Here is a 14707-nt window from a genome sequence, read left to right as displayed (position 1 = left end):
ATTAAAATAACACCTGCACTAGGAAGGGAGCCCTAACTTTGGAAGCATTACATAAAATCAAAAAAGCAAAAGAAGCATTAAACAACGTGATTTTAGGACAGGAAGAGGCTGTAGATCTAGTATTTATTACACTCCTTAGCGGTGGTCATATTTTATTAGAGAGTGTCCCAGGCTCTGGAAAGACAAAACTAGCAAATGCTTTAGCTAAGTTAATCAAAGGTAATTTTAGACGTATTCAATTTACACCAGATGTTCTTCCAAGCGATGTCACTGGCATTCAATTTTTCAATCCAAAAACACAGGAATTTGAAATGCGAATGGGGCCTGTTGACACAAATATTTTATTAGCAGATGAGATAAACCGTGCTCCCCCTCGAACTCAATCCAGCCTTTTGGAGGTCATGGAAGAAAATCAGACAACAATTGATGGGGAGACAATTCAGCTTACACCGCCTTTTTTCGTTATTGCCAGTCAGAATCCAATTGAATCAAATCAAGGAACCTTTCCGCTACCAGAGGCTCAGTTGGATCGCTTTATGATGATAGTTAAAATGGATTACCCTTCCTACAACAATGAGAAACAGATTCTAAAAAATCAGCGTTTAACTGATCCGATAAACGATCTGTCACCTCACGTGACAAAGGAAGACATTATTACACTACAAAAAGAAGTCCGTAAAATAGAAATAACAGATATAGTTATGGATTATTTATTAGAGCTAGTCAGAAAAACCCGTGAACATGAGGACATCGAAATTGGCGTAAGTACCAGGGCCGCCTTAGCCTTAATGCGTGCTTCTCAAAGTAAGGCATTACTGGAAGGAAAAGATTATGTCACCCCTCAGGATATTAAATTGCTCGCCCCTCATTTATTTGAACATCGAATTAATCTTAGTATGGAAGGTTCTCTTCGCTACAACAAGGAAGACATTATCCAACAGCTAATTGAATCAGTCCCTGTTCCTGTAGAAATGGGGCATATGAAATAAATCTATTTTTTGCATGCAAAAAACACATCGGGAACGTACTATTCCCGATGTGTTTTTATAATATTTTTTCGAGGAAATTTTGTGCCCGCACTGTTTGTGGCTTTGCAAAAAACGATTCTGGTTTGCCCTCTTCCACAAGCATACCATTATCAAGAAATAACACTCGATCCGCTACTTCCTTTGCAAAATTCATTTCATGTGTAACAATGACCATCGTCATTCCACTATCTGCCAGATCCTTCATCACATCCAATACTTCTTTTACCATTTCAGGATCAAGTGCGGAGGTAGGTTCATCAAACAGCATGATGTCCGGCTCCATTGCTAATGCTCTTGCAATAGCAACACGCTGCTTTTGTCCTCCTGACAAACGATTTGGATAAGCAGTCTCTTTATCAGTTAAACCGACCTTAGCAATTAAGCTTTTTCCGATTTCATCCGCTTCTGTTTTTTTCATGTTTTTTACTTTTTTTGGCGCATAACTAACATTCTCCAATACTGTCATATGAGGAAATAGATGAAAGTGCTGAAATACCATTCCTATATTCTTTCTAATCTCCAGCTTGTTTACTTTTGATGATGTAATCATCTTTTCATTAATACAAATATCTCCTGCTGTTGGCTGTTCCAAAAGGTTTAAACATCTTAAAAAGGTTGACTTACCAGATCCAGAAGGCCCGATGACTGCTACTACTTCGCCCTGTTTTATAGTTGTTGATATATTTTTTAATACTGCATTTTCTCCAAATGATTTAGAAACATTATCTACCTTAATCACTGTATCTCATCCTCCGTTCTACTACTTTGCCGAGTTGTGTAAGCACATAGACCATTAGCCAGTAGATCACACCTGCAAACAACAGAGGTTCAAAATTACGATAAATATCAGCACCTACAATTTGCGCACGGCGCATGATATCAAGGTAGCCAATAACCGATACAATGGCAGATTCCTTTGTTAATGTGATAAATTCATTCATTAACGCTGGTAAAATATTTTTAATTGCCTGGGGTAAAATGATGTTTGCCATCATTGATTTATATGGTACTCCCAGCGCTTGTGCTGCCTCTGTTTGTCCTTTATCTACTGCCATAATACCTGCACGTATAATTTCTGAAACATATGCAGCTGAGTTTAGTCCAAACGCCAGGATGGCTGATGAAAATGGTTCAATATCATATCCTGTCAATTGAGGTACAGCAAAATAAAAAATCATTAATTGTAGAATTAATGGTGTCCCCCGGAAGATTGATGTATAAATATCAGCAATAACCTTTAATACTGGTATCTTAGTAATCTTGCATAATGCCAATAATGTACCTATAATAAATCCAATCACAATTGAAGCACTAACAAATTTTAATGTAACCCATATTCCCTCTAGCATAAACGGAATATAAGGCACGATCTGGCTAAAGTCCAAATTCATGCCTTACCACCTCTTTCTCTCTATGTTGTTTTTATTGTTCGTTCAACCATTTATCTTTCAGCTTTTGCAGTTCTCCGTTTTCTTCAAACTTCTTTAACGCCTTGTTCACATCTTCTACAAGATCACTGTCTTTTGGAAATGCGATACCCATCCCAGGAGAACTCGTTGTTGGATCATCAAAGCCTTGTAGATCCTGCTCCTTGATATACCCTTTTGCAACAGATTTATCCATATAAGCTACATCAATACGATTGGAGTTAAGTTCCTGGATCATTGTGCCAGCGTCATCTACTTTCTTAACTGTAAAGCCATATTCTTCACTTAATGCATCGGCACCTTCTTCTTGTATGGTCCCAAGCTGCACTCCTATCGTTTTTCCCTTCAAGCTCTCAAGATCTTTAAAAGCGTTTGTTGGTTTAAATATAAACATTTCACCTGACCGGTTGTATTCCGTAGAGAATTCAACATTCTGTCTTCGCTTTTCAGTTGCACTCATTCCAGCCATAACCATGTCCACTCTTCCAGATTGTAAAGCACCGACTAATCCATCAAATTTCATATCTTCAATCTCTAGCTCATACCCTAATTCCTTTGCTACCATATGGGCTAAATCAATATCAAAACCTTCGTAATTGCCCGCTGTATCACGTGACTCAAATGGGGGGAAATCTGCTGAAGTTGCCATCTTTAGTATTTTTTTATCTTCTGTATTTTGATTATTCCCTTCAGAATTTGCTTCACTTTTCCCACATGCTGCCAATAAAGTGATAACTAAAACTAATAAAGTGAGTGTACCTATTATTTTTTTCAATTTATATTCTCCTCTTTTCTCTTTACACAAGTTGATGAATCTTATTAAATTCGTGTTGAATTTCCTCAAATAACGATGGATCTGTCAATACATCATATCCTGTCTCAGCCAGAGCCAATACACCTTCTGCCAATGTTTGATGTCCGTCTGCTGTAATCGTTTGATCAGCAAATTCTACTGTATGTCCTACTAATCCAGGCTTATTTAAACTAATATATGGATGAATTGCAGGAACGACTTGGCTTACATTTCCCATATCAATCGAACCATAGCTCATCTTTGCAGACTGAATTGGCTGCTCACTTATATTTTTTAAATTAGCTGTAAAAGCTTTTGATAAAGTTTGGTTTGTTTTCATATTGTCATAGCTTAATTCATAATTCGAAATATCTAGTGTAGCTCCTGTCATTAATGCTGCTCCATTTGCTATATTAATTACTTTCGCAACAATTTCATCCAAGCAGCTTCGTTCCTTAGATCGCACATAAAATTGTGCAACTGCTTTGTCAGGAACTACATTAGCAGCTTGTCCGCCTTCAGAGATAATACCGTGTATACGTACATCTTCGGGTAAGTGCTCCCTTAGTGCGTTAATGCCGTTGAACAATTGAATAACACTGTCTAAAGCATTAATTCCCTTTTCAGGTGACGCGGCAGCATGAGACGTTTTACCCTTGTAGGCAAATTGTATAGCATCCATAGCCAGTGAATCGCCACTTTCATAGGATTGATCGGAAGGATGTACCATCATCGCCACATCGATAGAGTCAAAAATTCCTTTTTCACTCATCGGCACTTTAGCTCCGTTTGTTTCCTCAGCAGGGGTGCCTAATACCACAATGCTACCTCCTATTTCATTTAATAGTTTACTTAAAATAATACCCGCGCCTACACTCATCGTCCCTATTAGATTATGACCACATCCATGTCCCACTTCAGGCAATGCATCATATTCAGCTAAATATGCAATAACAGGGCCAGGTTTACCACTGTTAAATTCAGCTTTAAATGCAGTTTTTCTATCTACTATATTTTTCTCAATATGAAAGTTATGTTGTTCAAGATATTCCGTTAAAAGCTTCATTGAATTGTATTCCTGATCACCGATCTCAGGGTTTTTATAGAGTTGATCACTCATATTACATAACTCGCCTATAATATTACTCAATTCCTTCTTTAACTGGCTCTTCATGATGTATCCTCCAATATGTATAATTATTAATGAACATGTATATTTATACCACGAATATTATATTTATGCAATAGTTTTTTTATAAGCTGTATGGAAAAACGTTATAGGATAAAGAGGAATGATGAAAAGTTAAAAATTTACTAACAAAAATTGCAGTGGTCATAAATTAATTCAGATTATAGATATACTGCGAAGTAATTTGCTACTTGGTAAGACTGCAAACTCCCATTTTAAAAAAATTCAATATAGCTAATCCCTAACTATCTAAGGCAATTTTATTTACTCTCCGGTGGATTAATTCACTCTACTGCCGATTAATTTGCTCTCCGGCGGATTAATTCATTCTACTGCTGATTAATTTTGTTCTCCGGAAGATTATCTCGCTCTGCTGCAGCCCTAACTTTATGTGTGTGCACAAAAAAACAAGCACGTCTTATGTGCTTGTTTTTCCATTTTTTCGTTATACGTATTAGTATGCTTTTGCCCAATATACTAATTCTTTTGCTTCCTTACCACAACATACACAGGTATCTGAAACTTTCTCCTGTTCGAATGGGATACAACGGGAAGTTGCTGTCGTTTCCTCTTTTATCTTTTCTTCACATGCTGTATCTCCACACCACATAGCTTTAATAAAGCCTGGGTTTTCTTCCAATGCTGCTTTGAACTCGTCCATGTTTTTTGCTACAGAAGTCTTTTCTTCTCGGTGTGCTTTTGCTTTTTCATATAAGTTTTGCTGAATCTCTTCTAGCAATACAGGAAGGCGGTCTTGTAATTCAGCTAGTGCAATAAATTCTTTTTCCCCTGTATCCCTACGCACAAGTACTACTTGGTTCTTTTCAATATCTTTTGGTCCCATCTCAATACGAACAGGGAATCCCTTCATTTCTGTTTCATTGAACTTCCATCCAGGAGTTTTATCACTCGCATCTATATCTACACGTACAAGATTCTTCAGTTGATCACGTAGTTCATATGCTTTATCCAATACGCCTTCTTTATGCTGGGCAATTGGTACAATCATAGCCTGGGTTGGTGCTATTCTTGGAGGAATAACTAAACCACGGTTATCACCATGCACCATAATTAGTGCACCCATTATGCGAGTAGACAGACCCCATGAAGTTTGATGCACATATTGACTTTTCCCATTTTCATCAAGATACGTAATATCAAATGCTTCTGCAAAGCCAGAACCAAAGTGATGGGATGTACCAGATTGCAATGCCTTACCGTCATGCATCATACTCTCGATTGTTAAGGTATACTTTGCGCCTGCAAATTTTTCTTTATCTGTTTTCCGCCCCTTCAGCACAGGAATAGCCAAGTACTTCTCTACAAGGTCAGCATAAATACCAAGCATTCTGTCTGTTTCTTCTGCAGCATCTTGATCAGTAGCATGCGCTGTATGACCTTCCTGCCAATGGAACTCAGAAGAGCGAAGGAATGGGCGAGTTGTTTTTTCCCAACGGACTACATTACCCCACTGATTATACAATTTCGGCAAGTCACGATAGGAATGGATATTATTTGAATAATAATCACAGAAAAGAACTTCTGAGGTTGGACGTACAGCAATTCTCTCTGTCAGCTCCTCTTCTCCCCCATGCGTTACCCAAGCAACTTCAGGTGCAAACCCTTCTACATGGTCTTTTTCCTTTTGTAAAAGGCTCTCTGGGATAAATAATGGAAAGGCTACATTAGAATGACCAGTTTCTTTAAATTTTTTATCTAATTCATCCTTAATATTTTCCCAAATTGCATATCCATATGGTTTAATAATCATTGTTCCACGAACTTGACCATACTCCACTAATTCCGCTTGTTTCACTACATCTGTGTACCACTGTGCGAAATCTTCCTCCATCGCTGTCACTTTTTCAACAAACTGCTTATTTTTTTTACCCAAGCTGAACACCTCTTTATATAAATTTATAATTTAATTAACAAATCGGAACACAAAAAATCCTCCATCCGAAAAGGGACCGAGGTCTGGTGGTACCACCCTTGTTTACAGGAAATACTGTACACTTAAATTGGTAACGGTCATAGACCGCGCACATCTTACAGCAACAAGGCTTTAACGATGGCGAACTCAGAGGCAGGTTCCCACTTATGTCTTTAGAAATTTCCAGCAGCCATTTCCTCTCTTGAAAAGACAATAAATTATACTAATCCTCTTCTACGTTTCATATATATTTCTAAATATAAAGCTATGCACATGGAAAGTCAAGCACTCTTAATAAAAGGCTTTTTCGTAAAGAGAGAACTGATCTCCCGCTTCCCCCACATGGCCCATAAACTGAAATCCAGCTCGCTGATAGAATTTATTTAATACAGGGTTATTTCCTATACAATCTAATCGTATATAGCTATTATTCACTTGGTATGAATTAATCATCCATTCAAGCGTTCGTTTACCAATTTGCTTATGATGATGTTCTTGATGTACAGCAAAACGATGCAAATAAAAGGCCTTATCTTCACGCTTTCCCCACATTTCAATATCCCACGGATTTTGATTAGGAGAAAAATTGAATACAGCTACTATATCAGTATTCTTATTTTCTACTATATAAGTGATATCCTCCACAATGTCTTCCATAATTTCGTTAATTTCAACATCATTATGCAGGTGCTCCCATTGATTTATATTCTTCTCATTCAACCAACTGGCAGCATTTCGTAAAATTTGAAATACTTCCTTAGCATCATCTTTTATTGCCTTTCTTACAGTATATTGATCAAAAGTATAAGAGCTGAATATTGAACTCAGTTTTCTCCCCCCCTTTAGCGTATTTGCACACCGAGCGTGTTTTCAAAATGGCTAAGAGCCCATTCGTGTCCAGCTTGATTAAAGCTTGCTACTGCATCTTTATGAATAACAATTTGAAAGCCTTTATTATAAGCATCTACAGCAGTATGAAGAATACAAATATCTGTACAAACACCTACAAGGTGAACTTCCTCGATGCCTCTTTCTCTTAACCTGATTTCAAGATCCGTTCCAGCAAATGCACTATACCTGGTTTTATCAAAATAATAAATATTATCTTTTTCTTTATGGGTTTCAAAGACCTCCGCTAAGGCCCCGAAAAGATTCCGACCGGAAGTACCGATAATATTATGTGGTGGAAATAGATGTGCTTCTGGATGCAAAACATCTCCTTCAACATGTGCATCTATCGCAAATACTACATACTCGCCTCTCTCAATAAATTGTTTAGTTAGAGAAACTATTGTATTCTCAATTTCCTGTCCAGGCAATCCACAAGTAAGTTTTCCTTCATCCGCAACAAAATCTACCGTATAATCCACATTTATTAAAGCTTGCTTTCCCATCTTGGCTTCCTCCAGTCTATTTTCATCTCCGCTTTATAGAATAGGTGCATATCAGCTATAAAATTATTTACTTTACCTATTTATTTCGTAACTCAAACATAAGTTACTTTAATTTTATGAGCTTGCTTGTATTTCCTCTCTGCAGCATGATAAGTCGGCCCAACAAGTTCTGTATATGAAAAACCATGTTCAATCGCTGTAGTAACAAAGCTTTTCGCCAACTCAACTGCATCTGAAACCTGCTTTCCCTTTGCCATATGTGCAGCAATGGCAGCAGAATATGTACAACCTGCACCGCTGGTATTCACCGTATCAATTCGCGGGGCTTCGTAAACAATCAGCTCTTCACCATTGAACAGCACATCCACCGCCGGACCAGAAAGCCTTCCACCTTTAACTAACACATATTCAGAGCCCAATGCATGTAAATCGATCGCCGCCTGCTTTAAATCTTCTACTGTAGTAATTTCTCTATTTTGAAGTAAAATAGAAGCTTCCGGTATATTTGGTGTAATAATTGTTGCCATCGGAATTAGCTTTTCTTTTAATGCATCAATCGCATCATCTTCCAATAATTTGGAGTCCAGCTTCCCTACCATAACTGGATCTACAATGATATTTTCAATTCGAGAGTGCTTTATCAATTCTACCGTTTTTTCAATTACTGCTTTGGAAAACAGCATACCTGTCTTTAGCCCGTCAGCTCCCACTTGATGCATAGCCGTAGCAAATTGAGCTTCAATTGCTTCAATTGTTTGTGGGTGCACATTTTTATTCGTTTCCGGATGTTTGCCGACAATTGCTGTTATGACACTCATCCCATACACGTCTAATTCCTGAAATGTTTTTAGATCCGCTTGAATCCCTGCACTTCCTCCTGCAGCTGATCCAGCAATCGTTAACACTCGCGCTGGATAATTCATTATGTAAAACCCTTTCTATATATTACTAGTTACAACAATACTACGATAAAAAACCAGATTATCATAATCATTTGAATAACTATTTTGGCTAATGCTCCCCCCAAAAATCCCAACAAGGAACCGATAGAGGCACGAATCGCCTCGCCGACTGTTTTACTTTGCAGTATTTCAATAAAAAATACGACTAAAAAAGGCAAAATGATGATTCCAAAAGGAGGAATAATAAAAGAGCCAAAAATTACCGCGACTGCTGCTCCTCGTTCTCCCCATTTACTACCACCGAAACGCTTCACAAAATAGCTGTTAGCAATAATATCCGCTAAAATCAATACAACTGTAAAAATACTCATCCCAATCCAAAATGCCGCATTCAACTGTTCTGAATTAATTAAGAATTGGTATAATAAAAATCCTCCCCAGAGAACCAATACAGACGGGATGATTGGGAAAACAATCCCTATAAAACTTAAAATAAATAATGCAATTATTAAAACCCAAATGATAATATCCAGTGTCCCTACCCCCAAAGTTACTTTTTACCAAACATACTTGATAGTTTGGTTTCTTCTTTTCTTATTATACGTTTGTAGTTTTCCATATGTTTCATAATACTTAAAAGAGTTAAGAGGATAACAATCATTGTAGGTTCTACGCCAAAGAAAATAAAGGTTGTAGTTAAGAAAGATAGATACATAAATAGAACACCTATAACAAGGTAATCTGTAGCAAAGGTAAAAATAAGTAAGATTCCAATACCTATCAGAGCGATTTTCCAATCAATCGCTAACAAAACACCTACAACGGATGCCGTACCCTTTCCCCCACTAAACTTCATAGTTATCGGGTAATTATGACCCACTACAACAAAAAAAGCTGTAAGATAGATTAAAAGCGTCTGCCTTTCTCCTGTAACACCATATTCATTAAGGATAAATAACATAAGTAAAATGGCTAATGTAGCTTTAAAAATATCAATAATTGCAACAAGTATTCCATACTTCCACCCAAGTAATATGGTTGTATTAGAAGCGCCAGAATTCTTTACACCGGAATTCTTAATATCTACCTTTTTAAGTTTGCTAACGATCTGGGAACCATGTAGACACCCAAAAAAGTAGCCAATGAACCCAGCTATAAGCATATACATCTCAACACCCCTTTTCACCTATTATATCGCAATTAACTTTCTATAAGAATATGCTATAAAAATTTGTTAGAATAAGATTATATTAAACAACAAGAGGAGTACCTTATGAATGAAAAGTCTACTTCGAATTTTGCTGACATGGTTAGTAATTATTTTATTTATAGTCACTGTATTTATTATATATAACACAAAGGAAGAGAAATATATAAATAATGGTGAAGATGCCCCTATTCCCGAATCCCTTCACCCCACAGTAGATAAACAGCTGAATAAACTTCTAGAGCAATCAAAAGGAAAGAATATTGATATCGTCATTACAGCAGGACTGCGATCTAAAGAGGAGCAAAACCAGCTCTATAAAAAAGGGCGCTCAAAAGAAGGAAATATTGTAACACATGCCAAAGCTGGGGAGTCATATCACAATTATGGATTGGCTGTAGATTATGCCGTACGCAACAAAAAAGGGGAAATTATATGGGATATGAACTACGATGGCAACGGAAATGGAAGATCTGATTGGATAGAAGTAGCAGAGCTTGCGAAAGATCTTGGTTTTGAATGGGGTGGAGATTGGAGCGGTTTTAAGGACTATCCTCACTTACAGATGACATTCGGCCTGAGCATAGCACAGTTGCAAGAAGGACTTCGACCAAAAACGGAAGAGGAACAGCAAGATTAATTAATGGGAATCTTCCTTATGCTTATAGCTATTCCATCTATTCCAGTAATGAAAATGATCCAAGGTTTACCAAAAAATTGGTTCTACTGCAAATATTGAGGTACAAACGTATTTTGTTCCTTCATAGTTGGAGGAAACTGCGACGTAGTGCAAAATAATCCGCTGGAGAGAAAATTAATCAGCTGCAGAGCGGAGTAATCCGCCGGAGAGAAAACTAATCGGCAGCAGAGCGAAGCAATCCGCCGGAGAGAAAACTAATCGGCTGCAGAGCGAAGCAATCCGCCGGAGAGAAAACTAATCGGCTGCAGAGCGAAGCAATCCGCCGGAGAGAAAACTAATCGGCTGCAGAGCGAAGTAATCACCCGGAGAGAAAATTAATCGGCAGAAGAGCGAAGCAATCCGCCGGAGAACAAATTAATCAGCTGCAGAGCGAAGTAATCACCCGGAGAGAAAACTAATCGGCTGCAGAGCGAAGCAATCCGCCGGAGAACAAATTAATCGGCTGCAGAGCGAAGCAATCCGCCGGAGAGAAAACTAATCGGCTGCAGAGCGAAGCAATCCGCCGGGGACATTCGCAAACTAGCTATAATTTTTTTCACTATACATTATTTTCTAAAACGGCCATTTGCAAACAATCAAGTTACGTCGCAGTTTATCTATTTTGCGAATCATTGAACAACCCAACTTATATATAAGGACCAAAATTTTCAGTTTCCTAAGCTATGAAAAAAGTTGCACGACCGAGGTTGTGCAACTTTTTTTTATTCCCCAGGAAAAAGGATACCTTGCTTCTTTCTAGCAATTTCCGTCCACTTGGCAACCTGCCTGCTCCGCTCCATCCATAATTCATAAGAAGCTTTATCTTTTTGGTTTATCATATTAATAAAAGCATTGAGTTCATAAATCATGTCTACATCTTCTTGCTCTTCTGCAAACTCATTTGTATTCTTGGTCTTTCTGTCATAGAAAGTTAACTTATCAATAGGAGAGATATGGTCCATCGTCCACGTACCATCTTCACCTTGAATTTCTGAAGGTATTGTTGCTTGGGCAATTTTCGAACACAGAATGGTTACATTAAATTCGCCGTATTCCAAAATGAGTGTACCGCTCCCATCAATCCCATTCGATAAATGTACTGGAAAGTAATGAATTTCTTGTGGCTCACCAAACAAATCGATTGTCATACTAAGTGGGTACACACCTAAATCCATTAATGCTCCACCAGCAAATTCCTTTGTAAATACATTGGGTTCCTCTCCATTTTTAAATCGATCATATTTAGAAGAGTATTGAATGTATTGAAACATCGCACTGCGAACTTTACCGACCTTCTTCAATTCTGATTTAAGTGTATGATAATTTGGTGAGAACAGGTGCCTATAACCCTCGAAAACATAGAGACCGAGCTCATCTGCTTTATGTTTAACTTTTCCCCACTGTTTTTCCGTAAATACAAGGGGCTTCTCACAAAATACATGTTTCCCACTCTCCAGGCATTTCATAGTATGCTCAAAATGAAAGCTATTAGGAGAAGCTATATAAACAAAATTTGTTTCATTATCAGCTAACATATCAGCCATGTCAGTAAACCAATGCATAGCTCCGTGTTTCTGTGCAAATTCTCTTGCTGACTTTTCTTTCCTTGAGTAAACAGAATGCAATGTGGTCAATCCTGTCTGCTGAGTGGCTTTTATAAATAATTCTGTAATCCAACTTGTACCAATGATAGAAAACTTCACTCTTTATCGTCTCCTTCCTTGTCTTTCTCTTTCTTTTCATCTGGATGAGGGTCGATAGAATGCTTATAACCATATCCTTTTGATATCGTAACAAGCGACAAAATTAACACAATAGCTACTACTAGAATAGAAACTATGCTTACAATCGTTGTTGTTGACATGTCTATATAATTCCTCTCTTTTTATTCTGTCGGGTGTTCATATGGTTTTATTGTTCCATAAATTGCTTCTATATATGGAAGAGATAGCTCTTTTTTCTCAGCTAAACGAAGAGCTCCACCATGTAAATGCTCCACCTCAAGAGTCAATCCTTTTCGGCGATCTTGATGCATGGATGAGGTTGCTTCTTTATCGAGATGAAGCAGATTATTTATTGCCTTCTCAGCATCCGTATCAGCAAGCTCAGCTCCATAACTGTTGGCGAGTAATTTCATTTCATGCACAATCATTTCTGCAAGATGAAAGGTTGACTTTTGATCTCTTACCGGTCCAATTGGCAAATTAACTGCTGTTGTTATTCCGGAAAAGGCATTTATAAACATATATTTTTTCCATAGTTCTTGTGAAATAGATATGCTGTTTTTGGCATCCATATTTGCTTTAGCTGCAAGCTCATCCAGTTGTTCACACACTTGTTCTTGTTTCGGATCTAAAGCTCCAAAAACCAAATCATGAAAATCACTTGAATGAACGACATGTCCATTTTCATCCAGAGTGGCAATAATAAATGCAAGACCACCTAACACGCGGTCATGGCCATATCGCTCCTGCAAAACATCAATATGCTCTATCCCGTTTAGAACTGGCAGGATAAATGCTCCTCTTTTCACCAATACATCCAGCTGCGCAAGGGTACCTTCTAAGTGATATCCTTTCACACCAACAACTACGACATCAGCTGATGGGATATTTTCAGCAGTTGTCTTAATTTTTAAATCGTTAACTTCATAATCTCCTTGTTTACTATGGATCTTTAACCCTTTTTCTCTAAGCTGCTTTGCTCTTTTTTCTCTTACTAAAAATGTAACATCTGCATTTGCCTCGTGAAAACGCAATCCAAAATAAGCTCCTAAAGCCCCTGCTCCCAGTATAACTAATCTCACGCCATCCCCTCCAAGCTTTATTTTACTATCTTCATGGTACTTTTTTTATATTGTTTTGTCTATTTACTTTTCATTCAAGTTTATTTCCCAACCAAATAACGAGTATCCAATAGCTAAAATGATGATAACAGAGCATATATCTATATACTTCCATTAAATTCATTTAAATCAATAATTTGGAGGTTAATTAAGAATTATCTAAAAATATAGAGATTGAACCAAATACGCAATACCTATACCATTAAAATATAATGCTTTTACCCCCCCTATAACTCCGACCATACTATTTTTTTGCATCAATTGGGGTGATTTATACCTAGGATAAAAGACACCTCACCACTACTTAGTATCTATGTTTAAAAATTTAAAGGAGGTCATTAGTTAAGATGAAGAAAATATTACTTACATCTATTTTATTATTATCATTAATCGCTTTAGCTGCATGCGGTTCGGATAGCAGTGAAGACGCTAGCGGAGAAGGAAACAGCAGTGATGGAGAAAGCGGTAAATTAGCAGAACTACAGGATGCGGGGAAGGTCACGATTGGATTTGCCAATGAGAAGCCGTATGCTTACGAAGAAGATGGAGAGTTAAAAGGTGCTGCGGTTGATATTGCAGCTGCAGTATTTAAAGAGCTGGGTATAGAAGAAATGGATTCACAGCTAGCAGACTTTGGCCAGTTGATCCCTGGTCTTAAAGCAGGAAAATTTGATGTAATTACTGCTGGTATGGCTATTAACCCGGACCGTTGTAAAAATGTTGCATTTGGAGAGCCAGAAATGAAGTATGGGGAAGGTCTGATTGTACAAAAAGGCAATCCATTAGGGTTGAAGAGCTACAAAGACATTGCTGATAACCCGGATGTGACTGTTTCTGTAATGGCGGGGGCGACAGAAAATGAATTTCTTAAATCCGAGGGTGTAGGCGAAAAACAAATTCAAAGCGCACCTGATATTCCAGCTACATTCTCTGCTGTTGAATCAGGAAGAGCCGACGCTACGACCGGAACAGAGATGACGATTAAAATGGCATTGGAGTCTGCAGGTTCAGACAAGTTAGAATTTGTGGAAGGATTTGAGCAGCCGGATATTGACGGGGTACCTAGTTACGGAGCAGCTGCATTTCACAAAGATAATACTGAACTGCGTGATGCGTATAATGAAAAGCTTGCAGAGTTAAAAGAAGATGGAACAGTTGCAGAACTATTAGAGAAAAACAGTTTTAGTGAAGAGAATAATATGGTGGAAGCTGAGGTTACTACTGAAAAAGTTTGTAATGGTGAATATTAATTTATAGCTAAGCTGAACGATAAATAGATTGATTACTCCATAGGGTCCGGCTCCCTCGCC

At 37.7% G+C, this 14707-nt stretch carries 16 protein-coding genes and 1 other annotated feature; of the genes, 3 read left to right on the top strand and 13 right to left on the bottom strand.

Annotated features, from left to right (window positions below; genetic code table 11):
* Positions 1-38 precede the first annotated feature (38 nt).
* A complete protein-coding gene (locus BME96_RS02105) occupies positions 39-989 on the top strand; it encodes an AAA family ATPase (protein ID WP_071648154.1) in 951 nt (316 codons plus the stop codon).
* 55 nt (positions 990-1044) lie between these two features.
* Here BME96_RS02105 and BME96_RS02100 read toward each other — a convergent pair whose 3' ends face one another.
* The 10 genes from BME96_RS02100 to BME96_RS02055 form a co-directional block, all read right to left on the bottom strand.
* Positions 1045-1767, bottom strand: coding sequence for an amino acid ABC transporter ATP-binding protein (locus BME96_RS02100; protein ID WP_071648153.1), 723 nt, complete (start codon positions 1765-1767; stop codon positions 1045-1047).
* Positions 1760-2419, bottom strand: a complete 660-nt coding sequence (locus BME96_RS02095) for an amino acid ABC transporter permease (protein WP_071648152.1) — start codon at positions 2417-2419, stop codon at positions 1760-1762. Before BME96_RS02095 ends, BME96_RS02100 begins: the two co-directional genes overlap by 8 nt.
* A gap of 31 nt (positions 2420-2450) precedes the next feature.
* Complete coding sequence (locus BME96_RS02090; RefSeq protein ID WP_019377402.1) at positions 2451-3230, bottom strand: substrate-binding periplasmic protein; 780 nt, start codon at positions 3228-3230, stop codon at positions 2451-2453.
* Positions 3231-3252: 22 nt separating this feature from the next.
* Entirely contained in the window at positions 3253-4422 is a 1170-nt protein-coding gene (locus tag BME96_RS02085) for a M20 family metallopeptidase (protein ID WP_071648151.1), read from the bottom strand.
* A 469-nt stretch (positions 4423-4891) separates the two neighbouring features.
* Entirely contained in the window at positions 4892-6331 is a 1440-nt protein-coding gene (proS, locus tag BME96_RS02080; RefSeq protein ID WP_071648150.1) for a proline--tRNA ligase, read from the bottom strand.
* 68 nt (positions 6332-6399) lie between these two features.
* Positions 6400-6616 (bottom strand) — a binding site (T-box leader).
* A 45-nt stretch (positions 6617-6661) separates the two neighbouring features.
* Positions 6662-7090 carry a GNAT family N-acetyltransferase gene (locus BME96_RS02075; protein ID WP_060681112.1) on the bottom strand — a complete coding sequence of 143 codons (429 nt, stop codon included), beginning with the start codon at positions 7088-7090 and terminating at the stop codon, positions 6662-6664.
* A gap of 122 nt (positions 7091-7212) precedes the next feature.
* Positions 7213-7764, bottom strand: coding sequence for a cysteine hydrolase family protein (locus tag BME96_RS02070; protein WP_071648148.1), 552 nt, complete (start codon positions 7762-7764; stop codon positions 7213-7215).
* Positions 7765-7856: 92 nt separating this feature from the next.
* Positions 7857-8687 carry a bifunctional hydroxymethylpyrimidine kinase/phosphomethylpyrimidine kinase gene (gene thiD / locus BME96_RS02065; RefSeq protein WP_019377407.1) on the bottom strand — a complete coding sequence of 277 codons (831 nt, stop codon included), beginning with the start codon at positions 8685-8687 and terminating at the stop codon, positions 7857-7859.
* 29 nt (positions 8688-8716) lie between these two features.
* Positions 8717-9214, bottom strand: a complete 498-nt coding sequence (locus BME96_RS02060) for a DUF456 domain-containing protein (RefSeq protein WP_019377408.1) — start codon at positions 9212-9214, stop codon at positions 8717-8719.
* A 2-nt stretch (positions 9215-9216) separates the two neighbouring features.
* The gene (locus BME96_RS02055; protein ID WP_019377409.1) at positions 9217-9834 is read right to left on the bottom strand and encodes a glycerol-3-phosphate acyltransferase; all 618 of its coding nucleotides are present in this window, start codon (positions 9832-9834) and stop codon (positions 9217-9219) included.
* 109 nt (positions 9835-9943) lie between these two features.
* On the opposite strand from BME96_RS02055, the gene BME96_RS02050 reads away from it, so the two are divergent.
* Complete coding sequence (locus tag BME96_RS02050) at positions 9944-10513, top strand: M15 family metallopeptidase (RefSeq protein ID WP_071648147.1); 570 nt, start codon at positions 9944-9946, stop codon at positions 10511-10513.
* Between the two features lie 761 nt (positions 10514-11274).
* Here BME96_RS02050 and BME96_RS02045 read toward each other — a convergent pair.
* From BME96_RS02045 to BME96_RS02035, 3 genes are read right to left on the bottom strand one after another with little or no spacing between them, the layout of a single operon-like run.
* Positions 11275-12255, bottom strand: coding sequence for a Gfo/Idh/MocA family protein (locus tag BME96_RS02045; RefSeq protein WP_060681839.1), 981 nt, complete (start codon positions 12253-12255; stop codon positions 11275-11277).
* The gene (gene ytzI, locus BME96_RS02040) at positions 12252-12416 is read right to left on the bottom strand and encodes a YtzI protein (protein ID WP_071648146.1); all 165 of its coding nucleotides are present in this window, start codon (positions 12414-12416) and stop codon (positions 12252-12254) included. The genes BME96_RS02045 and ytzI overlap by 4 nt, the downstream gene beginning before the upstream one ends.
* A 21-nt stretch (positions 12417-12437) precedes the next feature.
* A complete protein-coding gene (locus BME96_RS02035) occupies positions 12438-13358 on the bottom strand; it encodes a ketopantoate reductase family protein (RefSeq protein WP_071648145.1) in 921 nt (306 codons plus the stop codon).
* A 386-nt stretch (positions 13359-13744) separates the two neighbouring features.
* On the opposite strand from BME96_RS02035, the gene ehuB reads away from it, so the two are divergent.
* Entirely contained in the window at positions 13745-14647 is a 903-nt protein-coding gene (ehuB, locus tag BME96_RS02030; protein ID WP_019379002.1) for an ectoine/hydroxyectoine ABC transporter substrate-binding protein EhuB, read from the top strand.
* Positions 14648-14707: the final 60 nt, after the last annotated feature.

The sequence above is a fragment of the Virgibacillus halodenitrificans genome (assembly GCF_001878675.1).
In the GTDB taxonomy this organism is placed as follows: domain Bacteria; phylum Bacillota; class Bacilli; order Bacillales; family Amphibacillaceae; genus Virgibacillus_Q; species Virgibacillus_Q halodenitrificans.
The sequence above is the reverse complement of the archived record's forward strand: the minus strand, read 5'-3'. Positions and strand labels throughout refer to the sequence as shown.